This is a genomic window from Mesorhizobium sp. WSM4815 (assembly GCF_055811575.1).
This window is the reverse complement of the sequence record NZ_JBVVQS010000097.1, coordinates 67,295-92,785: the sequence shown is the minus strand read 5'-3', so window position 1 is coordinate 92,785 and position 25,491 is coordinate 67,295. Positions and strand designations below refer to the sequence as shown.

22 protein-coding genes are annotated in these 25,491 nt (G+C 61.8%); 7 read left to right on the top strand and 15 right to left on the bottom strand.

What is annotated here, in order from left to right; genetic code table 11:
- Nucleotides 1–59: 59 nt before the first annotated feature.
- From otsB to AC0L2B_RS20080, 4 genes are all read right to left on the bottom strand, one after another.
- The gene (gene otsB / locus AC0L2B_RS20095) at nt 60–821 is read right to left on the bottom strand and encodes a trehalose-phosphatase (protein WP_473746576.1); all 762 of its coding nucleotides are present in this window, start codon (nt 819–821) and stop codon (nt 60–62) included.
- Entirely contained in the window at nt 818–2,578 is a 1,761-nt protein-coding gene (locus tag AC0L2B_RS20090) for an alpha,alpha-trehalose-phosphate synthase (UDP-forming) (protein ID WP_473746575.1), read from the bottom strand. Before AC0L2B_RS20090 ends, otsB begins: the two co-directional genes overlap by 4 nt.
- 153 nt (nt 2,579–2,731) lie before the next feature.
- Nucleotides 2,732–4,894, bottom strand: a complete 2,163-nt coding sequence (locus tag AC0L2B_RS20085; protein WP_473746574.1) for an amylo-alpha-1,6-glucosidase — start codon at nt 4,892–4,894, stop codon at nt 2,732–2,734.
- Nucleotides 4,895–4,937: 43 nt separating this feature from the next.
- Nucleotides 4,938–5,999, bottom strand: coding sequence for a glycosyltransferase family 4 protein (locus tag AC0L2B_RS20080; RefSeq protein ID WP_473746573.1), 1,062 nt, complete (start codon nt 5,997–5,999; stop codon nt 4,938–4,940).
- 219 nt (nt 6,000–6,218) lie between these two features.
- Between AC0L2B_RS20080 and AC0L2B_RS20075 the strand changes: the two genes are divergently transcribed.
- Nucleotides 6,219–6,521, top strand: coding sequence for a DUF982 domain-containing protein (locus AC0L2B_RS20075; RefSeq protein ID WP_473608171.1), 303 nt, complete (start codon nt 6,219–6,221; stop codon nt 6,519–6,521).
- Nucleotides 6,522–6,645: 124 nt separating this feature from the next.
- Here AC0L2B_RS20075 and AC0L2B_RS20070 read toward each other — a convergent pair whose 3' ends face one another.
- Nucleotides 6,646–7,386, bottom strand: coding sequence for a helix-turn-helix transcriptional regulator (locus AC0L2B_RS20070; RefSeq protein WP_473508436.1), 741 nt, complete (start codon nt 7,384–7,386; stop codon nt 6,646–6,648).
- A 246-nt stretch (nt 7,387–7,632) separates the two neighbouring features.
- Here AC0L2B_RS20070 and AC0L2B_RS20065 point away from each other — a divergent pair, with 246 nt between their 5' ends.
- Nucleotides 7,633–9,381 (top strand): PAS domain S-box protein, encoded by a 1,749-nt coding sequence (locus AC0L2B_RS20065; protein ID WP_473746572.1) that lies wholly within the window; start codon nt 7,633–7,635, stop codon nt 9,379–9,381.
- Nucleotides 9,382–9,430: 49 nt separating this feature from the next.
- Here the strand turns inward: AC0L2B_RS20065 and AC0L2B_RS20060 are convergent, their stop codons facing one another.
- Nucleotides 9,431–10,105, bottom strand: coding sequence for a LuxR C-terminal-related transcriptional regulator (locus AC0L2B_RS20060; protein WP_128168176.1), 675 nt, complete (start codon nt 10,103–10,105; stop codon nt 9,431–9,433).
- 371 nt (nt 10,106–10,476) lie between these two features.
- On the opposite strand from AC0L2B_RS20060, the gene AC0L2B_RS20055 reads away from it, so the two are divergent.
- Nucleotides 10,477–11,163, top strand: coding sequence for a N5-glutamine methyltransferase family protein (locus tag AC0L2B_RS20055; RefSeq protein WP_473746571.1), 687 nt, complete (start codon nt 10,477–10,479; stop codon nt 11,161–11,163).
- Nucleotides 11,164–11,252: 89 nt separating this feature from the next.
- Here AC0L2B_RS20055 and AC0L2B_RS20050 read toward each other — a convergent pair whose 3' ends face one another.
- On the bottom strand, nt 11,253–11,528 hold the full coding sequence (locus AC0L2B_RS20050) for a hypothetical protein (protein WP_473746570.1): 276 nt from the start codon (nt 11,526–11,528) through the stop codon (nt 11,253–11,255).
- A gap of 114 nt (nt 11,529–11,642) precedes the next feature.
- Complete coding sequence (locus AC0L2B_RS20045; protein WP_473746569.1) at nt 11,643–12,500, bottom strand: beta-keto acid cleavage family enzyme; 858 nt, start codon at nt 12,498–12,500, stop codon at nt 11,643–11,645.
- A 94-nt stretch (nt 12,501–12,594) separates the two neighbouring features.
- On the opposite strand from AC0L2B_RS20045, the gene AC0L2B_RS20040 reads away from it, so the two are divergent.
- Complete coding sequence (locus AC0L2B_RS20040) at nt 12,595–13,917, top strand: aspartate aminotransferase family protein (RefSeq protein ID WP_473746568.1); 1,323 nt, start codon at nt 12,595–12,597, stop codon at nt 13,915–13,917.
- Between the two features lie 12 nt (nt 13,918–13,929).
- On the opposite strand, the gene AC0L2B_RS20035 is transcribed toward AC0L2B_RS20040, so the two are convergent.
- Nucleotides 13,930–14,802 carry a MurR/RpiR family transcriptional regulator gene (locus tag AC0L2B_RS20035; protein ID WP_473746567.1) on the bottom strand — a complete coding sequence of 291 codons (873 nt, stop codon included), beginning with the start codon at nt 14,800–14,802 and terminating at the stop codon, nt 13,930–13,932.
- 117 nt (nt 14,803–14,919) lie between these two features.
- Here AC0L2B_RS20035 and AC0L2B_RS20030 point away from each other — a divergent pair, with 117 nt between their 5' ends.
- The 3 genes from AC0L2B_RS20030 (at nt 14,920) to AC0L2B_RS20020 (ending at nt 19,259) form a co-directional block, all read left to right on the top strand.
- On the top strand, nt 14,920–15,903 hold the full coding sequence (locus tag AC0L2B_RS20030; RefSeq protein ID WP_023798563.1) for a TAXI family TRAP transporter solute-binding subunit: 984 nt from the start codon (nt 14,920–14,922) through the stop codon (nt 15,901–15,903).
- 168 nt (nt 15,904–16,071) lie between these two features.
- Nucleotides 16,072–18,579 (top strand): TRAP transporter permease, encoded by a 2,508-nt coding sequence (locus AC0L2B_RS20025; protein ID WP_473746694.1) that lies wholly within the window; start codon nt 16,072–16,074, stop codon nt 18,577–18,579.
- Nucleotides 18,580–18,815: 236 nt separating this feature from the next.
- Complete coding sequence (locus AC0L2B_RS20020; RefSeq protein WP_473746566.1) at nt 18,816–19,259, top strand: hypothetical protein; 444 nt, start codon at nt 18,816–18,818, stop codon at nt 19,257–19,259.
- A 242-nt stretch (nt 19,260–19,501) separates the two neighbouring features.
- On the opposite strand, the gene AC0L2B_RS20015 is transcribed toward AC0L2B_RS20020, so the two are convergent.
- The 6 genes from AC0L2B_RS20015 to AC0L2B_RS19990 form a co-directional block, all read right to left on the bottom strand.
- The gene (locus tag AC0L2B_RS20015) at nt 19,502–20,551 is read right to left on the bottom strand and encodes an L-idonate 5-dehydrogenase (RefSeq protein WP_473746565.1); all 1,050 of its coding nucleotides are present in this window, start codon (nt 20,549–20,551) and stop codon (nt 19,502–19,504) included.
- Nucleotides 20,548–21,954 (bottom strand): TRAP transporter large permease, encoded by a 1,407-nt coding sequence (locus tag AC0L2B_RS20010; protein ID WP_473490153.1) that lies wholly within the window; start codon nt 21,952–21,954, stop codon nt 20,548–20,550. The genes AC0L2B_RS20015 and AC0L2B_RS20010 overlap by 4 nt, the downstream gene beginning before the upstream one ends.
- Before the next feature lie 3 nt (nt 21,955–21,957).
- Complete coding sequence (locus AC0L2B_RS20005; RefSeq protein WP_473746564.1) at nt 21,958–22,530, bottom strand: TRAP transporter small permease; 573 nt, start codon at nt 22,528–22,530, stop codon at nt 21,958–21,960.
- 79 nt (nt 22,531–22,609) lie between these two features.
- Nucleotides 22,610–23,584 (bottom strand): sialic acid TRAP transporter substrate-binding protein SiaP, encoded by a 975-nt coding sequence (locus tag AC0L2B_RS20000; RefSeq protein WP_473746563.1) that lies wholly within the window; start codon nt 23,582–23,584, stop codon nt 22,610–22,612.
- 60 nt (nt 23,585–23,644) lie between these two features.
- Nucleotides 23,645–24,364 (bottom strand): FadR/GntR family transcriptional regulator, encoded by a 720-nt coding sequence (locus AC0L2B_RS19995; RefSeq protein WP_091593871.1) that lies wholly within the window; start codon nt 24,362–24,364, stop codon nt 23,645–23,647.
- A gap of 447 nt (nt 24,365–24,811) precedes the next feature.
- On the bottom strand, nt 24,812–25,474 hold the full coding sequence (locus tag AC0L2B_RS19990; RefSeq protein ID WP_236373921.1) for a hypothetical protein: 663 nt from the start codon (nt 25,472–25,474) through the stop codon (nt 24,812–24,814).
- Nucleotides 25,475–25,491: the final 17 nt, after the last annotated feature.

Sequence of the window (25,491 nt, the reverse complement as noted above, 5' to 3'; positions counted from 1 at the left end):
ATCGGCGTTCATGGGATCAGGCATGGCGCGAGCCTGTCCAATGATCACCGGGATCGCGATCAGGACACTCGCGCCGCGCCGAAATTGGCCGCGAGCCAGGCTATCGCCTCGGTCACGTCGTCGAGACCATAGCTTGCAACCGTCGGCCCGCGCGGTTTTACGCGGATAGAGATGCCGTTGGCTTCGTTTATTGCCTCGAAACCGTTTTCGTCCGAAGTGTCGTCTCCAAGGAATACGGGTCGCCGACCGGCAAAGGGCTGGATTTCCATGAAACGCCGGATGGCAGCTCCTTTGACGGCTTCCAGCGGCATGAGTTCAACGCCAGCGTTTCCCGCAATCACGCGGTAGCCGGGCGGAAGTTGCGTCAATGCCTGTTCGATAAGCTGCGTTGCCCGGGCAAGCAGTTGCGGCGCAGCGCGGGTATGGATGGCCAGGACCGGTCCCTTGCGCTCGACGTAGACCTTGCCTCCACCCAGTTCGGCCTCAATCTCGTCGGCAAGAGCCGCGATATCCGCCGGAGCGTCGGCAAGCTCGACTTGACCGTCCGCCGTCAACCGATGTTCGAGTCCGTACAGCCCTGCAACGCGCAGCTTCAGGGGATGAAACAATCTGTCCACGGCAGAGACCGAACGCCCGGTGATGAAGGCGAGGGCGCCGCCCAGCCTCCGCTCGATTTGTCCGAGAAGCTCACGCAGTTCATCACCGACGAAGACGGCATCCGGATGAGCGGCATGTTCCAGCAAGGTGCCGTCGATATCGAGAAAAAGCGCCCATTGCCCTTCCGGCAGGTCGGGGGCCAGCGGCAGTCGAAGGTCCGTCACGACGCCGCCTTTCGTGCCCGCTCGAAGAGGGAAACGACGTTGTTGCTGTTGGATGGCCGCTCGCCGTTGCCATTCACCCCGCGTTTGCGAAGGCGGGCAGCGTCCAGCAGCATGCTGCCGGCCCAGCGATAGACATTATTGTCGCGGACCATCTCGCGCATCGGCCGCATGCGCTCGCGCTGCTCGTCCGGCGTCATCGTCAGCGCCTGCAGCAGCGCCTCGCTCATCATGGTTGCATCATAGGGGTTGACGATCAGGGCCTCCAGCAGTTCGCGCGAAGCGCCGGCAAAGGTGCTGAGCAACAGCACGCCCTGTTCGTCGTCGCGTGCTGCGACGAATTCCTTGGCCACCAGGTTCATGCCGTCATGCAGGCTGGTGACCATGCATATGTCGGCGGCGCGATAGATCTGGTAGACCTGCTCCTGCGAATGATGTTCGGCGAGCATCAGGACGGGACTGTAGTTCTCCCCGCCATAGCGCTGGTTGAGCTCTTCGGCAGAGCGAAGGCATTCGTCATGAAGCTGCTGGTAGGCTGGCAATGAGCCCCGGCTGGGCGCCGCGACCTGCAGGAAAACCACTCTGCCTACCCATTCGGGATGTCGCGTGAACAATTCGTCCAAGGCGTGAAAGCGATCGAGAATGCCTTTGGTGTAGTCGAGGCGCTCGACGCCGACGCACAGTTTGACGTTCGCCGGCAGCCCGAATCTTTGGCGCACACGGGCACGGCATTCCTCGACAGCCGGCAATCTTGCCAGCAGTTCGGCCGGCCATTCTATGGAGATGGGGTAAGCGTGGACCAGCGTCGTTTGCCCGCCATAGGAGATCGCCGCGTCCGCCCGTTCTATCCGGCTTTCCAGGAAGCGATCGACGCTCTCGGTGAAATTATTGGCATGAAACTGCGTATGGAAGCCGATGATGGAGCTGCCCAGCAAGCCTTCCAGGATCCGTTCACGCCATGGACAGATACTGTACACTTCCGAGTTGGGCCATGGGATATGCCAGAAAGTGATGATGATCGCCTCGGGCAGGCGCTCACGAATCATGCGCGGCAAGAGCGCGAAGTGGTAGTCCTGGACCAGCACGATCGGCCGCTCGTTGCGCGCTTCGGCAACCACCGTGTCGGCGAACTTCCGGTTGACGGCTTCATAGGCCTGCCAGTCCGACGCCCGAAAAATCGGGCGGGTGAAGGCGATATGACAAAGCGGCCACAGGCCTTCATTGGCGAAGCCTAGATAATAGGCCTGGTATTCTTCCTCGCTCAGCCAGACCCTGCGCAGCGTGTAGGACGGATTGCCGGGCGGCACTTCAACCCGGTCGTTCTCATCGACGGTAAGACGGTCCGCTGTTCCGCCGCCATACGCAATCCAGGTGCCGGCACAGGCGCGGGTGATCGGCTCAAGTGCCGAAACCAGCCCGCTGGCCGGCACCAGGAGCTCGACGCCATCATCCCTGGTGTTGTGGATGTAGGGCTCGCGGTTGGATACGACGATCACCTGCGTCTCCGGCAGATCGTCGGCCAGGATCTTGCGCAACGTGTCGGGCGACCATGTGATCAGCGCGGCATCGGCCGAGTGGCCATTCTTTTCAAACTCCCGCAGCAGCGTGCGAGCCGCTTCCGAAGCCAGGTCATCGCCTGGGGAGGATGCAGCCGCTGGTATGTGGCGCCGGTGGGATATCGAGAACACCAGGGCAACAGCGGAAAGGCCAAGGCTTGCAATGATTAGAACCCAGAGTACCTCTACGCCAAAGTCTGACATGGGAACAACGATCTTCTCCGGCCGGTCGGTGGCCCTTTTGATTGTTTTTCGAAACTCGCAGCCGCCAATCAGCTGCCGTGCGTCGGAACGCTCGGACGGGCCATCGGTTCCGCTAATTGCAGCCCGGCGGCTGGTTCCATGCGAAAAGCCAAACTAGGTCCGCACGACGAGCGGCACCAATCCCTCGTGCCGGTCGGCGAGAAAGGCGACCACCCTGTCGCCGACACGCTGGAATGTCAGATCCACCTTCCTGGTGCCAACGCCAAGATGCCTCAGCGTCAGCGTGTCGATGCCGATCGGCAGCCTGGGACGGGTGACGTGGATTTCGCCGTCCCAGCCATCGATCTCGAGGCCGAGGCAGGCCTGCATCAGCATGAAGGCAGACCCAGCCGACCATGCCTGCGGCAGGCAGGCGACCGGATAGGCGATCGGCGCCTCGCCCGGCGCGCGGGTAAAGCCGCAGAACAGTTCGGGCAACCGCATGTTGAAGTGGACCGCCGATTCGAAGGTGCTGCTCATCAGCCGGATCACGTGTTCACGCTCGCCAAAGCGTGCCAGACCGGCGCCGCAAATGGCGGTGTCATGCGGCCAGATCGAGCCGTTGTGGTATGACATCGGGTTGAAGAACACAGCATCGTCGGCGAGCGTCCTCAGCCCCCAGCCCGAATGGAAGGACGCCGAAAGCAGCTGGTCGGCGACCATCTGCGCCCGTGCCGGCGCGGGGAGGCCGACATAGAGAAGGTGCCCGACATTAGACGTCCGCACCTTGCAGGGCTCGCCGGCGCCGTCGATCGCCAAGGCATAGAAGCCGAGATCGTCCAGCCAGAAATGGCGCTCCACAGCGGCGCGCATGGCTTCGGCGCTGCTCTCCCAATGATCGGCCCTGTCGATCTCACCGCGGCGGCGAGCGAGCGCCGCCAACCCCCGGAACGCGGCAAAGGCATAGCCTTGCACCTCCACCAGGGCGATCGGTCCCCTGGGGGTTCGGCCGTCGGCATGGAAGACGGAATCGTGGCTGTCCTTCCATCCCTGGTTGGCGAGGCCGGTCTCGGCGGCACGCTGATAGGTGACGAAGCCGGTCGGCCGGCTCGCCTCCTCGATCCATTCAGCTGCAGCGCAGAGCGACGGCCACTGGCTGTCGACGAACGCCATGTCACCGGTACGGTCCGCATAGGCGCAGGCGAGGTGGATGTAGAGTGGCGTCGTGTCGACACCGCCATAGTAGCGGCCGAAGGGGAGTTCCCGCAGCGCCGCCATTTCGCCTTTGCGGGTCTCGTGCATGATCTTGCCCGGCTGCGAATCGCTGAATGGCGATGTCTCCGTCGCCTGGTGCTGGGCAAGGAACGCCAGCACGCCTCGCGCCAAGCCTGGGTTGAGCCACAGCATCTGCAAGGCGGAGATCACGCCGTCGCGGCCGAAAGCCGTCGAAAACCAAGGGATGCCCGCATAGGGGTAGGGTCCGGTCGAAAGCTCGGTGGTCAGCAGCGCCACATCGGCGCGGGCACGCTCGACCCAATCGTTGAAGACGCGCCCGGAACTGTGCACCGTAGCACCGTGGCGGCGCTTGGCCCGCATGCCGAAGCGAGCCCGGGCCGCGGCGGCGCGGAAACGATCGCGGTTCGGCGTTTCCGCCGTTTCGGGACCGACTTCGACATACAGCATCTTGCGGCTGCGCCTCGTCACGGCAATCAGGAAATCCGCACGGTCGCCCGTCAGCTGGTCTGGCGCCTGCGAGAACGATATCGCCGATATCCGCGCCAGCCCGTCCAACCCGTCGTAGCGCAGCAGCACGCAGGTCGCATCCGTCTCGGCGGCATGGGCCATGCCGCGCTTCAGTCTTGTCGAGCCGCGCACTTCGAACATGTCGCGGAAATCTGCGGCAAAATGCAGCGAAACGCGGATGGTGGACTGTTCCTGGCTGTAGTTGGAAAGGGTGATGCGTTCAAACAGCCGGTCCTGCCAAAGCAGCCTGACGCGTTCGATATGGATCGCGCCCTGCGGAATGTCCCTGCCGCGGACGCTCTGCATCGGCAGATTGGTCAGGTTGGAGGTGAAGAGCACATTGTCCTGGCTGAGCGACGCACCGAGCAGCGATGTCTGCCGCTCGCCGACGGTCAGCCGGAATTCGGAAAGCACCCGCGTGTCGTCACGGAAGAAACCGTCGCCGGCGCCGCGGATATCGCCGTAGGCGTCGGCCACGGCAAAACAATCGCCTTGCTTGAGGGCGAATAGCCGATGCGGCTCTCGAGGTGCGGTGGCGTCCAGGGACGCAAGTGCTACCGCGGGATCAAGCTGGCGCTCGTCGAGTTGGGCCATTCTCTACATATCCCTCTCGTTTCGCCCCCTAAGGTAATGCCGCTCACGACGCTCTTGCTTCGGCCGAGGCGCCGATCAGGCGCGCATAGGCGGAAATATAGTCGCGGGTCATTCTTTTGGCAGAAAACCGCGTTTCGAAGACAGCTCGCACCCTCCGCCTGTCGAGCCGCAGCAAGTCGGGCACCGAAGCAACCGCGCCTTGCATGGAATCCACGATAAAACCGGTCACGCCTTGATCGACGATTTCCGGCAAGGCGCCGCAGTTCCAGCCAATCACCGGCGTGCCGCAGGCCATCGCTTCTATGACGGCAAGACCGAACGGCTCCGGCCAGTCGATCGGGAATACGAGGCCGGCCGCCTTGCCGAGGAATTCCGCCTTATTGTCTTCCTCGATCTCGCCGACATAGTCGACACGATCACCATCGACCAGCGGCTCGACCATTTTGCGGAAATAAGCCCGGTCGTCGTCGCCGATCTTTGCTGCAAGCTTCAGTTTCAGCCCCGAGCGCAGCGCGATTTCGATGGCACGATCCGGACGCTTGTCGCGCGACATCCGGCCAAGGAAGGCGAGGTAGCGCTCCCCTGGGCTCGGCTCGAAAACCGGCTTGTAGAGTTCGGTCGGCAGTCCGTGGTGGATCGTCGCCAGCCAGTTGGCGTCAGCCAGCCCCGTCCTTTGGCTGCCGGACACGGAGATCATCGGAAAGCGCGGAAAACGCTCATAGGCCGGTGCCAGATCGACATAGTCGAGCCTGCCATGCGGCGTCGTCACCGTCCGCTCATGGATGTGCTCGAAGAAGGAAAAATGCAGGAAATGGCTGAGGTGGAAGTGAATGATATCAAATTCTTGAGCGCGTTTCCTCACCTCGGAAAGCATCGAAAGGTGCGCGGCCGTCTCGGATTTCAGCGGGCTTGGGTCAAGACGCAGCGCACGCTCGCGACACGGCACTAATTTTGCCGAGGTCCTTGTATCGCCACTGGCGAACAAAGTTACGTCATGGCCTAGCTCCACCAACCCTTCAGTCAGATACGAGACAATGCGCTCCGTGCCCCCATAGAGCCGAGGCGGCACGGATTCGTGGAGCGGCGCCACATGGGCTATTTTCATAGGCTGGCATTTCCCTGAAAGATCGTCGCTGATGTCGAAATGCACCACTCCCCCGAACGTTCCCGCGACGGCCAAGAAGTCGGAGGCAAGAACTCGGGCAATGAGTGGCGATTCAGCCAGCCGGCCCGCTGCCATTTCTCGCGTTTTTCGGGAACCAATTGGCTGGCCGTGAATTTAATAAGGTTCGATCGAACGCATCGCGATCGACGGGAGGAAACGATGAATCGCCTAGAATTCTTTACGCCGGTGCGAATTGCGCGCGGGCACGGAGAGCCTGTGGAAGAAATCGACAATGTCAGCGAAGCGATGACGTTTTTGCGCCACTGGCCGAAGGGTAGGCGCGGCCCGGTGTATCAATGCGCGCTGAACTGCTGCGCTGCGGCACTGGCAGGTCAGATGTCTGCCGAGGAAGCAAGAAAGGCTTTTAAGGGCTTTGCCCGGATCACCCGGCTCCTGGACGATGACATAGCGCTGCCGATACGCGGCGAAAAGATGGACAGCGCATACACGCCTCGGCGATAGACGCCAGCGCTCCCAGGTGCCAGTTTGCCGACCAGCCCAGTTGGCGAGCAGCATCACCGCGACAGCGGCGATCTGCGTCGGTGCGCAGGATGCCCGGGCGCCTGGATCCAGGCCGACCCCAAAATCATGGCAAGACCGAAATGCGCCCCAGAAGAGCCACCAGTTCCGCCTGACGTCTCGTTTCGGTCTTGGCGAACAGCGAGGCAAGCTGTGAGCGGATCGTGGTGCGGCTGAGCCGCCAACTGCGGGCGATCTCCAAAGGCGCATCGCCCTGAGCCAAACGCAGAGCCAGATGCGTTTCCGCGCTCGTCAAGCCAAACATCCTTTGCAGTGTCTGAGGATTTGGCCCCGACCTGTTCACACGGCCAAGCAATGCCACGATGCTGGTTCCGTCGGGGGCGATAAGACCGTTCTCTTTCAGTACCACCGGCCTGTCACCTGTGCTGCGGATCACCACCCAGGAAAGGGAGCCCGGCAGGAAAGGCGCCGGAACATTTGCGACCAGCCGCCTTAGGGCTGCCGAAAGCGCACTGGCTGTATCAGCCGCTTCGCCTTTGTGCTCCAGAGTGGGGCGCTCCGGTGTGGGGCGCTCCAGCGTGGTTAGAGCGGCCGCGTTCCATTCGATTACTTTTCTGTCGCGGTCTAGTACGAGATAACCACAGCCAAGGCGATCAAGCATGCCGGTGACGGATTCCAGGCTGCGTCTCCTTGGTTCGTCGCCCCCTGTCTCCGGCCGATCTGATGCACGAGCTGAAGGATAAGCATAAGAGGGGCGCGTGACCTGCGCGTCAGGGTTATACTTGGTTCCTGTCGTGATGTACCGGTCGCCCACAACGGCATCACTGTATCTATCGATCATAGCCATTTTCCAACCTCCCCAAAGGTCCATCAGCCCGTAGTAACTTGCCCGGGATTTACGAACAGTCTTCTTGCGCAGGGCTCGCAAAAAATGCGCTCCCTACTGTCTTGAAACTCGTTATATTCTGATGAGTTCTGTTCGCCCCTGTTTGATAAAATGCGCGCTGTGATAGTGGTATGGCAATCCCGCAGTCGGACTAGGTTGTACGTTTTTTGCTCTAGTCTCGATGGCCTAGTCATAAGGTAGTAGTCTATGTCGATGAACTGGCAGTCGCGCAGGTCGGATTTGAACCCAACGGGCAGACTGCTAACTCACATTGCCTCCGCATCGGTGCTGGCAGCTACGCTGATATTTGAAACAAAAGCGTCAGCATACATCGGAGAAGGGTCGAGTTTCCTGGAATTTATTCCAGCTATTATTATCATTTCCTACCTTGAAGACCGTGGTCCTGCGCTTGCGGCAACGGTCCTGATGGTGGCTGCCGGCTTGTGGACACGAAGCACCCTGCATGGTCAGATCTCCGGCGAAGATTGGGCGCGCGCCATTCTGCTTCTGATTTCCGGTGGCGTGATTGCCATGACATTCCATCGGCTGCGGCAGGACGTGCGTGAGCTGCTGGAGGTAGCCGAAGCCAGGCTCGCTGCCGTCGAAGCAACCGAAAGCCGCTATCGTTGGGCTTTCGAGCGCGCCGCCATGGGGTTCGCAAACATTAACGACAAAGGTGAGCTGCTGCAATCCAACAGACGCCTCAGCGAGATGACAGGCTACGAGGAGGAGGAGCTTGCCCAATTGCAGCTGGAGACACTCGTCCATCCGGACGACCGTGATGCCTTGGCGCAATTGCTGGCTGGCCTGGGCAAAGACTCTGCTTCGTTCGCTTCGGAGGTGCGTCTGTCAAGAAAGAACGGTTCGGCATTCTGGGCGCGGCTAACGCTGTCTTTGTCCGTGCCCGACGGGGTTCTCTCAGAGACTATTTTCGTTGTGGTCGACGATATCTCGGGACGACGAGCCGTGCACGAAGCGCTTCGGGCTCAGAAGGAGTGGCTGGATCTGGCTTTGTCTGCTGGACGCCTGGCCACGTGGCGGATCGACCTTAAAGACGGCATCGTCACCGGTTCGGGCGCATTCTGGGACATTCTCGGACTGCCCCCCGCCGGCAGCCGCCGGTTGGGGGAACTGTCGGCCGTCGTTCATCCGGCGGACTGGCCAAAGCTGGCTGTATCGAGAAAGCTCGCATCGGTCACCAACTACGACGTCGAGATTCGCGTCCGACGACCGGACGGACATATCCGCTGGGTTGCTCTGCGCGGAAGGGAAGAGAAATACGATGATCGTCTCCAGCGGCTCGGCGTGGCCGCCGACCTGACCGAGCGACGGCAAACCACGCTGCTGCGTGCCGCGGCAAAGAAGCGGGAGCGCATCATGCTCGAGCAACGCCACAGGTTCATCAACCTGTTCCCGGTGATCACGGCACTGGTGAACATGGTCAATGTTCCCGAGAACAATGTCGCCAGGTACAAGGAGACGCTCATCGACAGGATTCGTTCGCTCGAGGCAACGCATCTGCTCCTTTCGGGCAACAGCAGCGGGTCGGGGATGCTTCACGATCTCGTTGCCCAGGAGTTGCAACCGTATATGGGGACACGCGAAATATCTGTCAGCGGTCCCTCGGTTACGATGTCGGGAGGTGCCGCCGAGAGCTTTGCGATGATTGTTCACGAGCTTGCGACCAATTCCTTGAAACATGGAGCCCTTGGCGATTCAAAGGGCCGGGTCGAGGTAAATTGGACGTTCGCGTCGGAAGATGCGGGCGGTGACATCGTGTTCGATTGGATGGAATCAGGGCGGCGGCGGCCTGCAAAAGTTGTCCGCCATGGTTTCGGTTCAATGATAATCGGAGTGGATGGGGCGCCGCTTGTCGGTCACTCTCCCAAGTTGGAAATGACGGATCACGGGCTGCGCTATTCGCTGCGGCTGTCGCGCAAGGAAATCGGCCCTTGAACGCCAGCGGGCCAAGCCCCTTGCGTATCAAAAGAACGTGGTGCTCTAGTTAATTGATATCCCTCGTTAACCACGTCTTCAGCATAACGGCAGCCTCCGTCCGATTCCGCACCCCAAGCTCACGCAAAACCGCAGCGGCATGGATTTTCGTCGTCGCTTCGGCGATCTCCAGATCGCGCGCGATTTCCTTGTTCGAATACCCTTCCGCCATCAGCTTGAGGACCTCCTTTTGCCTCGAGGTCAGCCTGCCAAGATTGCCGGTGTTGGTGCGTCGCTGCGGGACAGGCTCGGCGGGAGCAGGTACGTGAGTTGTTTGCGCAGCACCGGGGCGCGACAGAAGTGCAGGGACGTAGATGCGGCCCGAGAGGATTTCGTTGACGGCCATGACGACCTCCTCGTCTTTTTGCGACTTTACGATATAGCCGTGGAGACCGATCGACAGAGCCGTGAGTATCTCCGAGCGTGAATCGTTTCCGGAAACGATGGCAAATCGCGTATCCGGATAAGCCGATAGAATGCCGCTGAGCACTTCCTGATTGAACAATCCCGGCATGTTCAGGTCCAGGATCGCAAGATCAACGGACGCCTGCTCGGCCAGCAGACTGAGCGCGGCGTCGAAACACGACGCCTCAAATATCTCCACACCTGGAATGCCTGCGCTCAGAGCCAAGCGCAGGCCACGACGATACAGGCCGTGATCGTCGGCGATGACGATTCGATACATTGAACTACCCCAACGAAACCTGAATGGATTGAGCGGTCACCGGCCTTTGGAGTCGCGGCCAATCACTCGTCAATTCACCAGCAACGCCAGCGGTGCCCCAACACCGCAAGCCCAGCTTGCTAATATAATCCTAAAAGGCGGGTAAGGCTCCTCTTTTTTTGAACCCTGTCGACGGGAGCCGCTGAGCACGTCGAATCTTCCGTTCCTATCCTCCAGGACCATGTGCCAACGCCTTTGAGACGATGCCGATAACTCGCGATCGCAAATGCCCATGGCGAGGCGTGTTTTTCGATTGTCGATCGGCAACTTAGTGATTTAACTTCCACTCAATTGTCGGGCACTGCGACCGGCAAGACAGGGAGGGAGCTGTCGTGAGCGAAGAGATCAGTGTCGCCGAAGCCTACCGCAAAGGCCGCACCATCTTCATGGGGCTGGAGTTGCTCATCGCGCCCGGTGCGCTCGTTCCCCGGCCGGAGACGGAGTTGCTCGGCATGACAGCACTTGATGTTCTGCGGCAAATGAACCTGTCGGCGCCGCGGGTTGTCGACATGTGCTGCGGGGCCGGCAATCTGGCCTGCGCCATCGCGCATTACGCCCCTGCCGCGCAAGTCTGGGCGAGCGATCTCACCGATGGATGCGTCGAGGTCGCGCGCCGCAACGTCGCCCATCACGACATGGCAGATCGCGTGTCGGTGCTGAGGGGTGACTTGTTCAGTGCTTTCTCGGGTTTGCAGCTTGATGACACGATCGACGTGATCACCTGCAACCCGCCTTACATTTCGGAAAAGCGGCTCGAGGGCGACCGCGCGCATCTGACCGAGCTCGAGCCGCGTGAAGCGTTTGCAGCCGGCCCCTACGGCCTGAGCATCCATATGCGGGTGATCAAGGACGCGCCGCGCTACTTGCGGCGCGGAGGCATCCTGCTCTTCGAGGTCGGTCTCGGCCAGGACCGGCAGGTCATGCGTTTGCTGGAGCGCTCCAGGTCCTTCGAGGGGATCCGGGCGGTCACGAACCAAGCCGGCGAGGGAAGGGTGGTTGTGGGACACACCAGGCCGTGAGCGTCAGCCATGCCGCAACTGCTGGCTTGGCTCAATTCGCGGTGTTCACGCCACCTTTCTTGCTTTTTGCTGGAGCGCGCCAGAACCGCTTACTCGCGTCGCTGATTGGCTTTTTGGGCTTTTCTTGATCTATTCGGTGCTATTGCAAGCCCGCTGTTGTCCGGGTTTGCGTCGGAGACAAAGCTGTATGCAAAGATGTGTCCCCGGTTCTCGTCGGTCACTCGGATCCAATCCTTTTCCCACCTTCGCAGCGTAACATGTCGATCTGTCGACATGGCGGCGGCTTTGAACGGGCTCGGCGCGTTGATGACACGCACCGTAATCACGTCATCGCCCTCCATTTGTTCGACGAGGTACGTCTGCATAAAGGCCTCCCCAGCGCCCGTTGCAACCTTAACGTCAGCCAAAAAGTTCGGTTGCAGCGTAGCAAAGAGATTTTCGACAAATGTGACGGACCGAAGAGGCGTGTGGGCCGAGGGTTAGCCGTGGATCGACCAAGCGGCGCGCAGGTCGTTGGCTTGGGCGATCCTGACGCCGCAACCAGTCAGAGCGCCTTTGGTCGCTGTTACGAGCGCGGCATTGTCCTTGGCAGTCGTGCCGTCGGCCAGGGTAAAATTGTTCTCGAAGCCGACGCGGGCATGACCGCCCAGCAGCGCACCGGCCGTAACGCAAGCGGTTTCTTGCCGACCGAAGGCACAGACCATCCAGTGCGCGAAGCGCGGGCGGTCCTGCGCAAGGAAGGGCAGCAGATCGGCCGGTCGCGAAACCTGTCCCGGCGTGTAGCGGCCGAGCACATAGAGCACCGGGATGTCGTTGAAAGGCACCAGCCCGCGCTGCTGCATGGCGGCCAGGGCCGACGCCTCTTCGGGCGCGTAAAGGATGATCTGAGGGGCGATCCGCTCGCTCTTTAACCACGCCAGGAACTGCGCGAAAGCGGTCTCATGGGCGGCGTCCGGCACCAGTTCACGCAGCGCCAGCGAAACCGCCTCAGGGCGGACAGCGCGCACCACCGCCATCTGCTCGGCCGGCTGGTAGCGGCCGATCGCTTCGCTGGTGATCTGGATGATCAGCCGCTCGCCCACCGCATCACGTATCGCTTTCGTCGTCTCGCGATAGGCGTGCGCGTCGAGCAAATGGCCGCCGTCGCGGTCGCGGACATGGGTATGGATCATGGCGGCGCCCGCCTCGAGGCAGGCGGCGGCAGTCCGGGCCAATTCCCAGGGGCCGATCGGCAGGGCAGGGTGGTCTTGCTTGCCACGCCGTCCACCATTCGGCGCAACGGCGATTGCCGTCGGTGCGATAAGTCCGGGGCCGGTCGCGTTCCTGTCGATAGTCATAGGCTCAGTCCAATTGTTTCAGTATTGCGCAGTGTGTAACATATGTTGCATGGTAGGTTCGCTGCAAATCGCGCCATCGTCAATCGGGGAAGGCATGACACACATCCTGCACCGCCAGATCCACGCGAGCCTGCCCGTCGCGGCTGGCGGCAAGGGCATCGAACTGTTCGACCGCGATGGCCGCGCCTATATCGACGCGTCAGGTGGTGCGGCGGTTTCCTGCCTCGGCCACGGCCATCCCGAGGTGACAGCCGCGCTCCATGCGCAGGCCGACAAGCTCGCCTATGCCCACACCAGCTTCTTCACCAACGAGCCGGCCGAGACATTGGCCGACAAGCTCGTCGCCGGCGCGCCACAAGGTATCAGCCACGCCTACTTCGTGTCCGGCGGCTCCGAAGCGGTGGAGGCGGCGCTCAAGATGGCCCGGCAGTTTTTCGTCGAGACCAGCAGGCCAGAGCGGCGAAACGTCATCGCCCGCCGACAGAGCTATCACGGCAACACGCTCGGCGCTCTCGCTGCCGGGGGCAATGAGTGGCGCCGCGCCCAATTCCGCCCTTTGCTGATCGACACGCATCACATCGACCCATGCTATGCCTACCGCTACCAGAAAGCCGGTGAGAGCGAGGCGGCCTACGGACTGCGCGCCGCCCAGGCGCTCGAGGATAAAATTCTCGAACTCGGTCCGGACACTGTCATGGCCTTCGTCGCGGAACCTGTGGTCGGCGCGACAGCAGGAGCAGTGCCCGCGGTTCCCGGCTACTTCAGGCGTGTCCGTGAAATCTGCGACCGCTACGGTGTGCTCCTCATCCTCGATGAGGTGATGTGCGGCATGGGCCGCACCGGCACGCTGCACGCCTGCGAGCAGGACGGCGTTGCGCCCGACCTGATGACGATCGCCAAAGGCCTCGGCGGCGGCTACCAGCCCATCGGTGCGGTGCTGCTTTCGCGCCACATCTTCGACGCGTTCGCCGAAGGCTCCGGCTTCTTCCAGCACGGCCACACCTATATGTGTCACCCGATGGCCTGCGCGGCGGCGCTCGCCGTCCAGGAGGTGATCGCTCGCGACGATCTGCTTGCCAATGTCCGGGCGATGGGAGCGCATTTTTCGCGGCGACTGGGCGAACGGTTCGGCAACCATGCCCATATCGGCGACATTCGCGGCCGTGGCCTTTTCATGGGTGTAGAGTTGGTCGAGGATCGCTCGACCAAGGCGCCCTTCGAACCGAAGCGGAAGCTTAATGCGAAGATCAAGCGCGAGGCGATGGCGCGCGGCCTGCTGGTCTATCCCGCAGGGGGCACGATCGACGGCGTGCGCGGCGATCATGTGTTGCTGGCGCCGCCCTTCATCATAGACGCCGCGGCAATCGACGCGGTTGTTGAACGGCTCGGCGACGCGATAGACGCTGCAGTGGCATAGCGCCAGCGCTCTTCATTCCGGCAGATAGGCCCCGAACGCCTGTAACTCCAATTCCGTCTCCCTGACACGAGCCGCGGCTGCCGGCCCGCTGCGCGCCAGCATCGTTGCGGCCAGCGCTTCCACGATAGCCATGGCTGCGGCTACCGACGGGAAGAAGGACGGGCTGTCGGTAGAGAATCGCAAGACAACCTGTGCATGCCGCGCGATCGGAGCAGCCATGCTGTCGACGATCGCGACAATCGGAACGCTGTGTCGTTGCGCAGCCTCCACCACGGGCCCGAGTTCACGCGAATAGGGCGAAAAGCCGATCGCGACGACCGCTTCCTTCTTTCCAAGCACTGCGAGTTCCGCCTCGATCGCACCGCCGTCGCCGCCGAGCAGCGTGATCTCGCGCCGAAACATCCGGCAGAGATAGACAAGCGCGTGGGCGGGCGCGCGGCAGCTTCGGAACCCGGCGACACGTATGCGCTGAGCCTTCTCCAGTATCGCGCAGGCCCTTGCGATTTCTTCGCTGCCGTTGACGGCTTCGGCCGTCGCCAGATTGGCCACAGTCGTCCTCAGCGATTCGGCGAAGATCGTCTCCGACCTGCGCCTGACTAGCGCATCGGCCCTTGCCGCGAAAGGTGCCTTGCCGGAGCGCAGCCGGTCTTCGAACGGCTTGCGCAGCGCCGCCCAGTCGCCAAAACCCAGTCGCCGCGCCAGTCGCACGAAGGTCGTCGGTGTCACCTCTGATCGCGAGGCCAGCACCCGCATGGACACCAGCGCCACCTCGTCGGGGTGATCGACCAGGAAACGCGCCGCCTTGCGCAGTTCCGAGCTCAATTTTGGGAGTTCGGTCAGTATGCGCGCCAAAAGCGCGTCGAAACCCATCTCCCGACTGTCCATTGTAACAAGCATTTCCCTTGATTGATAAAGCGCAACAATCGTAGCATGCATCGACGTGCCTTGACACCAAAACACCGGACGGCCGCGACGGCACGCAAAATACCAAGGGAGAACCAGATGAAACATGCCCGGACTGCACGCCTCGGAGCGCAGATCGCCGCCTTGTCGGCGGCGCTGCTGTTTTCGGCCAGCGCAATGGCGCAGCAGAATTTCGTTACCATCGGGACCGGTGGCGTCACCGGCGTCTACTATGCCGCCGGCGGCGCTATCTGCCGGTTGCTCAACAAGGATCGCAAGACACACGGCATCCGCTGCTCGGTCGAATCGACCGGCGGATCGGCATTCAACGTGAACACGATCAAGGAAGGCGAACTCGACTTCGGCATGGCCCAGTCGGACGTCCAGTACAACGCCTACAAGGGGCTGGAATCATTCAAGGACGGTGGCCCCCATACCGACCTGCGCGCGGTCTTCTCGATCCATCCGGAGCCGTTCACGGTGCTGGCGCATCCCAATGCCGGCGTGACGAAATTCGAGGATTTTAAGGGCAAGCGTTTCAACGTCGGCAATCCCGGTTCCGGGACGCGCGCTTCCATGGAGCGTCTGCTCGGCGCGATGGGCTGGACGTTGGCCGACTTTTCGCTCGCATCGGAGCTGAAGGCTGACGAGCACGGGCCGGCGCTCTGCGACGGCAAGATCGACGGGTTCTTCTACGGCGTCGGCCATCCTTCAGCCAACATCCAGGATCCGACGACCACCTGCGCCGCCAAGCTGGTGCCGTTGACTGGAGAAGTCGTGGACAAGCTTGTCGCCGAGAATCCTTACTATGCCAAGGCGATCATCCCAGGCGGTCTTTACGCAAACAATCCCGACGATACCGGGACTTTCGGCGTGCTCGCCACACTGGTCACCTCGGCCAAGGTTCCCGATGAGAGCGTCTACCAACTGACCAGGGCGGTGTTCGAGAACTTCGACGAGTTCAAGTCGCTGCATCCGGCCTTCGCCAATCTCGATCCCGCCAAGATGGTGGCGGAAGGAAATTCCGCGCCGCTGCATCCGGGCGCTGAAAAATACTTCAAGGAGAAGGGTTGGTTGAAGTAGGCTTCGTGACCTGATGACGGGCCGGCGGGTCCAGCTGATCCGCCGGTGCCATCCGCAACAGGAGACGACGTCATGAGCGAAGTGAAGGCACAACCGGCCGGCGTCGATCTCGAAGAGCTCGAACAACTTGTCGCGGAGGCCGACACGGGTGGCCGGCATCCGGCTGGCATGGTCGGGCGAATCCTGCTGTGGGTTGCAGTCGCGTGGTCGCTTTTCCAGCTCTGGTACGCTTCGCCTTTGCCGTTCGTGTTCGGCTTCGGCATCCTCAACGACACGGAAGCGCGCGCCATCCATCTCGGCTTTGCGCTGTTCTTGACCTTCCTCGCCTATCCGGCGCTGAGATCCTCGCCCCGCGATTACGTGCCGCTGCTCGACTGGGTGCTGGCCGTGGCCGGCGGATTTGCCGGCGCCTACCTCTTTCTCTTTTACGTCGTGCTTTCCGGACGGCCGGGCCAGCCGACCACGCTCGATCTGGTGACCGGCACCGTTGGCATCCTGTTGCTGCTCGAGGCGACGCGCCGTGCGCTCGGCCTGCCGATGGTGGTCGTGGCGTGTGTCTTCATCTTCTACACTTTTGCCGGCCAGTACATGCCGGACGTGATTCAGCATCGCGGCGCATCGCTCACCAAGTTTCTCAACCATCAATGGCTGACAACCGAAGGCGTCTTCGGCATTGCCCTTGGCGTGTCGACGAGCTTCGTCTTTCTGTTCGTCCTGTTCGGCACGCTTCTGGAAAAGGCAGGCGCCGGCAACTGGATGATGCAGATCTCCATTGCGCTGCTCGGCCATCTGCGCGGCGGCCCGGCGAAAGTCGCGGTGGTCTCGTCGGCCCTCAACGGCGTTGTATCCGGCTCGTCCGTCTCCAACGTGGTTTCAGGCGGCATCTTCACCATCCCGCTGATGAAGCGCACCGGCCTTTCCGGCGTCAAAGCGGGCGCCATCGAGGCTTCAGCTTCGATCAACGGCCAGATCATGCCGCCGGTGATGGGCGCGGCCGCCTTCCTGATGGTCGAATATGTCGGCATTCCCTATGCGGAGATCGTCAAGCACGCGCTGCTGCCGGCGGTCTTCTCCTATATCGCGCTGCTCTACATGGTTCATCTCGAAGCGATTAAGACGGGCCTGAAGACGATCCCGCAGCGTCCGACGCCGGCAAGAGAACGGATGCTGCGGATGGGACTGGGACTATCGGGCAGCGTTCTCGCCGTCTGTATCGTCTATTACGGCATCGTTGCTATCCAGGCTGTCTTCGGTGGGGCCGCGCCGCCGCTGCTCGCGCTCGCCGGCGTCGCTCTCTACGTCGCCTCGGTCTGGTATTCCTCGCGCTATCCGGACCTCGCACTCGACGATCCGAACGCCCCAATCCTGGAACTGCCGCGCGCCTGGGACGTCACGCGGACCGGGCTCGATTTCCTCATCCCGATCGCGGTGCTTCTGTGGTGCCTGATGGTCGAGCAGATGTCGCCCGGCCTCTCGGCGTTCTGGGCGACCGTTTCAATCCTCGCTATTGTCGCCACCCGCAAGCCGCTGATGGCGCTGTTCCGCAAAGGAAATCTCGCCGCCTCAGTGCGGGCTGCCTGGGACGACCTGATCGACGGGCTGGCGCTCGGCGCCCGCAACATGATCGGCATCGGTATCGCCACCGCCACCGCCGGCATCGTCGTCGGCACGATCACGCTGACCGGTCTCGGCCTGATGATGACGGAACTCGTCGAGTTCATCTCCGGCGGCAATGTCATCCTGATGCTGATCCTCATCGCCGCGATCAGCCTTGTGCTCGGCATGGGCATTCCGACCACCGCAAACTACATTTTGGTCGCCACGCTGATGGCCCCGGTCGTGGTCGATCTCGGCGCCCAGGCCGGATTGCCGATCCCGCTGATCGCGGTCCACCTGTTCGTCTTCTACTTCGGCATCATGGCCGACATCACCCCGCCCGTCGGGCTGGCCGCGTTCGCGGCGGCGGCGATTTCCAAGGAGGATCCGATCGCCACCGGTTTCCAGGGCGCCCTCTATTCGCTGCGCACGGCGATCCTGCCGTTCGTCTTCATCTTCAATCCGGCGATCCTGCTGATCGGAGTCGACACCTGGCCCCAGACGATCTGGGTGGCAACCGTGTCGCTGATCGCAATATTGCTGTTTTCAGCGGCGACGATGAACTGGTTCGTGACGAAAAGCCGCCTGTGGGAAAGTGCGGCGCTGCTGCTCATCTGCTTCACGCTGTTCCGGCCGGACTGGTGGCTCAACCAGGTGTCGCGGCCTTACGAGGAGTTGCCGGCGAGCGAGTTCCTGTCGGCGGTGGCGCAGACGCCGGCCGATGGCCGCATCAATTTCGTCGTCGAGGGTGTCGACCTCATGGGCGAGGATGTCCGCAAGACGGTCAACGTGCCGCTCGGCGAGCCGGGCGAGCCGCTGGAGCGGCTGCGCGGCATCGGCCTTACCATCACGCAAGCGGGCGACGCGCTGATGATCAGCAATGTCGATTTCGGATCCTACGCCAAGCGCATCGGGCTGGATGTCGGGTATGACGTGGTGGCGGTGCTCAGAAAGGCCGACCAGCCCTCGAGCCTCATTCCGATCGGCCTGGCGCTCGCTGCGACGGCCGGCGTCGCCGGGCTGCAGTTTGCGCGGGCGCGCAAGCAGGCCGACAGGAAGGAAACCGGGCCGGCAGGCTGAGACTGGAACGGTTGATAACAGATGGTGGGGGTCGATTCCGGTAGGGGTGAAATGACACCCCAAGCGCCATGGCAACGTTCACACGACGGGGATATGGCCGGTTTCCGCCGTACAACGGTGATTGGACGGGCACCTAGTAGACGGCATCGACTTATTGCTGTCGTCCGGGAAGACCCGACGGCCGATTGCGGACACCTCGGGCTTAGCATAGTTATGCTCTTCTTTGAGGAGATTACATGTTTCGCATTATTATTAGCACGATCGCTCTGTCTTGTTTATCGGTGACGGTTGCTTACGGGCAGTCGCCACCGTTTTGTAGAAACAGCTTTGCGCCTGGGGAAGAGATTGAGACGCGTTTTATGGGCATTGGTTACGCGTTAACAATGTATGCGCTTGCCGAAAAATACTGTGGTGCCGGACCTGCCCCGATGAGGCCGAAGTTTCTCGGCTATTTGAAGAGGCAAGGCTGCGGCCCTGAGACAGAGATTTATCAGGATGTCGAAATGTCGATCGGTAGGTTGGAGGGGGCCAACTTGTCGCTATTGGCGCAGAGCGGAGACCCAAGCCTGTCTCTAACTGAGCAGCAGGCGAAAGCTTGGGCCATGAGCACATCGAAGGAGCTTGGCGGGTGCGAGCGCTTGATTGAGCTACACAATACCGAACCTGAGTCGTGGCAATAGATCGAGATGTCGATGCCAAAGGGACATTGCGGAGTAGCCACTTTCGGCCAAGTCGACAGTCGGTGTCGGCACAGTTGCCATAGCGCTCTGCCGCTGATGGTAGTTGATACCGAGCGATGGAAATATTCCGCCCATGTGTGAGAAGCACACCGCTTACTCTGTGGCCGAAGGAGCAGAGCGCTTAGAGGGCCATTTCGCCCTACCGGAACCGACCCCTGATGGGGAGGCGCCGGGAAAACGCCTCAGTCGGCGGTCAGCACCACCTTGACGCTCTGCGAGCGGTCGGCGGCCAGGGCAAACGCATCGTAGGCCGAGGAGAGGGGGCGTTCGGCGGTCACCAGCTTTAGGACATCTATATCCCCGCTGACGATGAGGTCGACCGCCTCGTTGAATTCTGCGCCGAAACGAAACGTGCCGTTCAGATTGATTTCCTTGGCCATCACCGCATTGGCGGCCACCGGGATCTGACCACCCGGCAGATTGCCGACCTGAACGACCGTGCCGCCGCGCCGGACGCTGGCGATCGCAGCTGCGAGACCCGCGGCGGTGCCTGAAATCTCGAACGCGACATCGATCATCTTGTCGGCCGCGAGCGCCTTGAGCTCGTCGTCGCCGCCGGACAGGTTGATCGTCCTGTTTGCTCCAAGTTTGCTGGCGAAGGCGAGCGGCGCCTTGGCGATGTCGGAAACGGTGAGCTCGCCACAACCCTTGAGCTTGGCGGCGAGCATGGTCAGGAGCCCGATGGGGCCGGCACCGATCAGGATGACGTTGCGGCCGGCGATGTCGCCGGCCCGCGCCACGGCATGCAGGCTGACGGCGAGCGGCTCGGCGAGTGCCGCCGCCTGGTAGGCGACATCAGGCCGGACTTTGATGCATTGCGCCGGCGTGGCGTCGAACACGCTGGCAAAACCGCCTTGCATGTGCGGCGTTTTCGACGCCGAGCCCATGAAATAGATGTTCTCGCAGAGGTTGGCGCGGCCCTCTGCGCATCGGGGGCATTGTCCGCACCAGCGCGACGGGTTGATCGCCACGCGATCACCGACGGCAAGTCCTGGCGCGTCCGCGTTGATTTCGACGATCTCGCCGGCGACCTCGTGGCCGAGCACGAGCGGCGATGTGACGACAAAATCGCCGGTCCGCGCGTGGCGGAAATAGTGCAGGTCGGAACCGCAGATGCCGCCGGCGCCAAAGCGCACGCGCACCATTCCGGGCGCGAGCGGGCCGAGCGGATGCTCGACGACGCGCAGATCCTCGGGGCCGAACAGCGTCGCTGCGATTGGACTGTCGATCAACGGATCAGCCCCATTTGCGTCGGCAGCCACAGCGTGATGGCGGGGACGAAGGTGATCAGGATCAGCGCGACGATCAGCGGCACGAGCCAGGGCAGAATTGCCATGGTCGTACGCTCGACCGACAGTTTTGCGACCCGCGAGAGGACGAACAACACCATGCCGAGCGGCGGATGGAGCAGACCGATCATCAGATTGAGCGTCATGATCAGACCGAAATGCACCGGATCGATGCCGTAGAGAACCACGATCGGCAGGAGGATCGGCACAAGGATCGTGATGGCGGCGATGGTGTCGAGAAAACAACCGACGACCAGCATCAGGATGTTGACCAGGATCAGGAACACCCATTTGTTTTCGGTCAGCGATGTGATGAAGACCGAGAACAGCTGCGCCGCCTGGCTGACCGTGAGCAACCAGGCGAAGATCGATGCCGCGGTGACGATGAAGAGGACCGACGCGGTCGTCTCGATCGTGTCGAAACTGGCCTTGGCGAGGGCTGCGAGTGTCATCGTGCGATAGCGCACGAGCCCGAGAAACAACGACCAGATGACGGCGGCCATGGCCGCTTCGGTCGGGGTGAACCAGCCCATGGTCATGCCGCCGATCAGGATGATCGGCGTCATCAACGCCATGACGGCGGAAAAGTCGAAATACCAGTCGCAGGCGATCAGGATGACGAGCACGATGCCAACAGCAATGTTGAGCGACAGTCCCGTCTGGACAAGGACATAAACCGCCAGCGGAAAGCAGCACACGACGGCAACCTCGATCGAGGCGGCGGCGAGCCGGTTCAGTTTGAACGGCGTGTCCGAACCCCAGCCCCGGCGGTGGGCGAAGATCGCGACCGTCACCATCATCAGCGCTGTCATGACGACGCCGGGCAGGATGCCGGCCATGAACAGCGCCCCGATCGAGACGTTGGCCATCATGCCGTAGATGACGAAGGGCAGCGACGGCGGGAAGATCGGGCCGAGCGTCGAGGAGGCGGCGGTGACGCCGACCGCCGCCTCGACGGGATAGCCGTGGTCCTTCATCGCCTTGATCTCGATGGTGCCGATGCCGGCGGCATCGGCAAGGGCAGCCCCCGACATGCCGGCGAAGACCACCGATCCGATGATGTTCACCTGCGCGAGGCCGCCCTTCATCCAGCCGACAAGCGCCAGCGCGAAGGAATAGATCCGCCCGGTGACACCGGCGATGTTCATCAAATTGCCGGCGAAGATGAAGAACGGCACGGCAAGCAGCGGAAAGCTCTCGACGCCGGCGATCATGCGCTGCGCAGCGATGATGTCGGGCGCCACGCCATAGAAGACGAGATAGAGCAGCGACGACACCGCCATCGACACAGCGACGGGCACGCCGATCAGCATCAGGACGAGAAAGGCTCCGATCAGAAGCAGCATGGCCTATTCCCCCAATCCGTCGAACGCGGCGGGGCGCTCCAGCGCCGAGTAGCCGCGGCGAATGTTGCCGATGAAGACCTGGATGGCGCGCAGCATCATCAGCACGAAACTGGCGAAGACGGCGTAGAAGACGACATTGCGCGGCAGGTTGATGGTGACCATCCGCTCGCGGTGGACGATCCCGACATAGCGCCAAAGCAGCCAAGACATGTAGGCGAAGAAGCAAATGGTAATCACATTGACCGCGAGCGCCAGGTAGCGCCCCGCCCCAGCGGGGAGATAGTGATAGAGCACGTCGACATGGATGTGGCGCGTGGTGCGCGTGCACATGACCGAGCCCAGGAAGACCACAACGACGAGGCAGTTGATGGCGATCTCCTCGGTCCAGGCAAAACTGTTGTTCATGACGTAGCGCGTGAAGAACTGCAGGAACACGCAGAACGACATGCCCCAGAACACGGCGAGCGTGACCCAGTCCTCCGCCGCGTATCGCGACAGATCGATGGGCGGCGCTTCTTCCTCGAAGGCATGCGCCAGTTCTTCTGGGGTAACCTGGGTGTGGACCTCTTGGGTCATCGGCAAGCTCCGGGCACTGTTGGACAGCGGGCTCGACAGACCCGACGCGCTTGTCGCGCCGGGCCCGGATCGATGCGGGTTACTTGACGGCGCGGATCGCCTCCCAATCCTCCTTGCGGTAGCCGAACTCGTCGAACGTCACCTTCTCCATCACGTTCTTTTCGAAATCGGCGCGATCGACTTCGGTGACGGTGAGACCGCGCTCCTTGAAGGTTTCAACCAGGGCCTTCTCGCGATCGACGATGATCTTTGTCGCTCGCGCGGCGGCTTCCTGCATCACCTCGGTGAAGATCGCCTTGTCCTCGTCCGACAATTGCGACCAGCGCGATTGCGACACGATCGTGTTGAGATGATCGACGATGTGCCCGGTCAGGATAATGTGCTTTTGCACTTCGTAGAACTTCTTGGCGTCGATCGTCGTCAGTGGGTTTTCCTGCGCTTCCACCGTGCCCTGCTGCAAGGCGAGATAGACCTCGGCGAAGGCGATCGGCGCGGTGTTGGCGCCGCAGGCGCGCGGCATGGCGAGATAGGCCGGCACATCGGGCACGCGGATCTTCAGGCCCTGCATGTCGGCGCATTTCTCGATGGGCCGGTTGGAGGTCGTGTGACGCGTGCCGTAGTAGGTGGTCGCGGTTATGTGATGGCCGGAGGCCTCTTCGAAGCCGGCGGTCAACTCCTTGTATTTGTCGCTCTTGGTGTAAGCGAGCAGGTGATCCGCGTCGCGGAAAGTGAACGGGAAGTAGGTCACGCCGATCGGCGGGTATTCGCGGGCGGCGAAGCTCGATCCGGAGATGATGATGTCGACCGTGCCGAGGGTCAGCCCCTGGTTGATGTCGGCTTCCTTGCCGAGTTGCGAAGCCGGGAAGACGTCGATCGTATAGCGGCCGTCGGTGCGCTTTTTGATCTCTTCCGCCGCCCATACCGACTCGGTGTGGAAGGGTTCGGACGTTTCGTAGACATGGGCCCATTTCAGCGCGGTTTGCGCAGAGGCCGAAGCCATGGGCAGAGCGAATGCAGCGATCGTGCCGAGCAGAACGGCGTATTTCCTCAACATCATATTCCTCCCTGTGAATGGATTGACGGTGCCGACAGGACCCTCCCGGTCGGCGGACTCCTATCCCGCGACCTCCCTGGCCGCGGATTTCTCACCGAAATTGCGTGAGAATCTCAGTTGCGACTGACGCAGATGTTCCTGCATCGCGGCCTTGGCCCGTTCAGGGTCGCGCGCCGCGATCGCGTCGCGCACCGCGCGATGCTCCTCCGCGGCGGCCCGCCAGGACTCCCTGTTCTCGAAATAGCTCGACAGGCGTTCGAAATATGGGTTCATGCGCTGGTCGAAGAGCTCGCCGATGCAGCGCACCAGAACGGCGTTTCCGAGAATGCCCGCCACCATCGTATGGAATTCGCGGTCGAGCGCGATCGTCATCCTGGTCGGGCGAGGTATGTCCTCCATGCGGCGCAGCACGTCGTCCATATGTTCGATGTCGATCGGCCGAGCATGGAGGGCGGCTTCGGCGGCGATCGCCCCTTCGATGAACTCGCGTGCCCGCAACAGCTCGAACGGGCCCTCATCCATTTCTGCCGTCAAAATTTCGGCACGCGGCGGTTCGGTGACGTAGATGCCCGAGCCGACGCGAATGCGTATGCGCCCCTCGACCTCGAGCGCGATCAGCGCTTCACGCACGGTCGGGCGGGAGATGCCAAGCTGATCGGCCAGTTCGCGCTCGGTCGGCAGCCGATCGCCGACTGCGAACTCGCCCGCGTCGATCAACTGCCTGAGCTGATCGGCGATCTGTCGGTAAAGTCGACGCGGTTCAACGGCCTGGATCGGCATTGTTACCCAGTTCTACTTCAACGGAATCATCTGGCTGATCCCGGATCGGTAAATTGGTCTGACCTATTGATCGAAACCTGCCGCGAAAAAGGCTGGGAGTCAAGCAGCAGAGAACGCCCATGGAACCCATTCTCCGTGACTTCTTGGAAACGACTGATCGGCCATGGCTGGACGGCAACTCTTGAACTTCCAGCAGCTGGAAGGATTATCGCGTGGTTTTCCGCCGGCGGACAGCCGAATTATTTCACCATCAACGGCCGCGCCTATCCTTCGACGGACACGATCAGGATGAAAGTCGGCGAAACTCTGAAAGTGCGCTTCATCGGCACCAATGTGCCACTTGTGGCAGCGGATCATGCTGCGGCGACTTCCGGCACCGTAGCATATCTCACCTGCGCAATGAGTAATAGACTGAGAGGGGGCGCCAGGGCAGCTAGGGGAGCCGTGTCATCGAGCCAGTGGATAGGTCTGCGGCGACTTCCGATATGCCTCTTCACAACGCGGCGAACAAAACCATGGCCCTTCTGGGGCGGCCCGTCGATAGGATGCATACGGAGCATGCATCTTGCACACTGGATCGATCCAGGCCGGGTCAGGCGAGGGGGCAAGTTCGATCTCGTAAAGAGGGATTTCATCAGCTACCGACCGCAGCGCCACCTCTCCGAGATCCCGCACCAAGATGCCTTTGGCGGCAGCGGCGTCGGCAATGGGTTGAGTCGCAAGCAATTGACCGGGGGACGCAAGCGCAGCAATACGTGCCGCTATGTTGACGGTCGATCCAAACAGATCACCTGCCCTGCGGATGACCGGTCCATGGTTCAGCGCCGACCGGGTGAGCGGGAGGCGCGGTTCTTCCCGGCATGCCTGCAACAGCGTTCCAAGCGCCTGGATCGCTAACTCCGGCTCCGGAAACGAGAGCATCGCTTCATCCCCGATCCACTTGATCGGAGGCTCGTAGCCAGCAAGCGCCTCGCGGACCATGCTCTCGAAAATCTCGAGCACATCGATTGCCGCTGCATCTCCATAAACGTCCGCGATGGCGCTAAAGCCCGCAAGATCGATGAATGCCACCGTAGCCGAAGCGCCGACGGAACTCTGCGTCTGGCTCATATCCCTGTCCATGCGAA

Excerpts from the sequence above, each read along its gene's own strand:
- AC0L2B_RS20090 (WP_473746575.1), bottom strand. The coding sequence starts at position 2,578 with ATGTCAGACTTTGGCGTAGAGGTACTCTGGGTTCTAATCATTGCAAGC.
- AC0L2B_RS20085 (WP_473746574.1), bottom strand. The coding sequence starts at position 4,894 with ATGGCCCAACTCGACGAGCGCCAGCTTGATCCCGCGGTAGCACTTGCG.
- AC0L2B_RS20080 (WP_473746573.1), bottom strand. The coding sequence starts at position 5,999 with ATGAAAATAGCCCATGTGGCGCCGCTCCACGAATCCGTGCCGCCTCGG.
- AC0L2B_RS20075 (WP_473608171.1), top strand. The coding sequence starts at position 6,219 with ATGAATCGCCTAGAATTCTTTACGCCGGTGCGAATTGCGCGCGGGCAC.
- AC0L2B_RS20070 (WP_473508436.1), bottom strand. The coding sequence starts at position 7,386 with ATGGCTATGATCGATAGATACAGTGATGCCGTTGTGGGCGACCGGTAC.
- AC0L2B_RS20065 (WP_473746572.1), top strand. The coding sequence starts at position 7,633 with ATGTCGATGAACTGGCAGTCGCGCAGGTCGGATTTGAACCCAACGGGC.
- AC0L2B_RS20060 (WP_128168176.1), bottom strand. The coding sequence starts at position 10,105 with ATGTATCGAATCGTCATCGCCGACGATCACGGCCTGTATCGTCGTGGC.
- AC0L2B_RS20050 (WP_473746570.1), bottom strand. The coding sequence starts at position 11,528 with ATGCAGACGTACCTCGTCGAACAAATGGAGGGCGATGACGTGATTACG.
- AC0L2B_RS20045 (WP_473746569.1), bottom strand. The coding sequence starts at position 12,500 with ATGACTATCGACAGGAACGCGACCGGCCCCGGACTTATCGCACCGACG.
- AC0L2B_RS20040 (WP_473746568.1), top strand. The coding sequence starts at position 12,595 with ATGACACACATCCTGCACCGCCAGATCCACGCGAGCCTGCCCGTCGCG.
- AC0L2B_RS20035 (WP_473746567.1), bottom strand. The coding sequence starts at position 14,802 with ATGGACAGTCGGGAGATGGGTTTCGACGCGCTTTTGGCGCGCATACTG.
- AC0L2B_RS20030 (WP_023798563.1), top strand. The coding sequence starts at position 14,920 with ATGAAACATGCCCGGACTGCACGCCTCGGAGCGCAGATCGCCGCCTTG.
- AC0L2B_RS20025 (WP_473746694.1), top strand. The coding sequence starts at position 16,072 with ATGGTCGGGCGAATCCTGCTGTGGGTTGCAGTCGCGTGGTCGCTTTTC.
- AC0L2B_RS20020 (WP_473746566.1), top strand. The coding sequence starts at position 18,816 with ATGTTTCGCATTATTATTAGCACGATCGCTCTGTCTTGTTTATCGGTG.
- AC0L2B_RS20010 (WP_473490153.1), bottom strand. The coding sequence starts at position 21,954 with ATGCTGCTTCTGATCGGAGCCTTTCTCGTCCTGATGCTGATCGGCGTG.
- AC0L2B_RS20005 (WP_473746564.1), bottom strand. The coding sequence starts at position 22,530 with ATGACCCAAGAGGTCCACACCCAGGTTACCCCAGAAGAACTGGCGCAT.
- AC0L2B_RS20000 (WP_473746563.1), bottom strand. The coding sequence starts at position 23,584 with ATGTTGAGGAAATACGCCGTTCTGCTCGGCACGATCGCTGCATTCGCT.
- AC0L2B_RS19995 (WP_091593871.1), bottom strand. The coding sequence starts at position 24,364 with ATGCCGATCCAGGCCGTTGAACCGCGTCGACTTTACCGACAGATCGCC.
- AC0L2B_RS19990 (WP_236373921.1), bottom strand. The coding sequence starts at position 25,474 with ATGAGCCAGACGCAGAGTTCCGTCGGCGCTTCGGCTACGGTGGCATTC.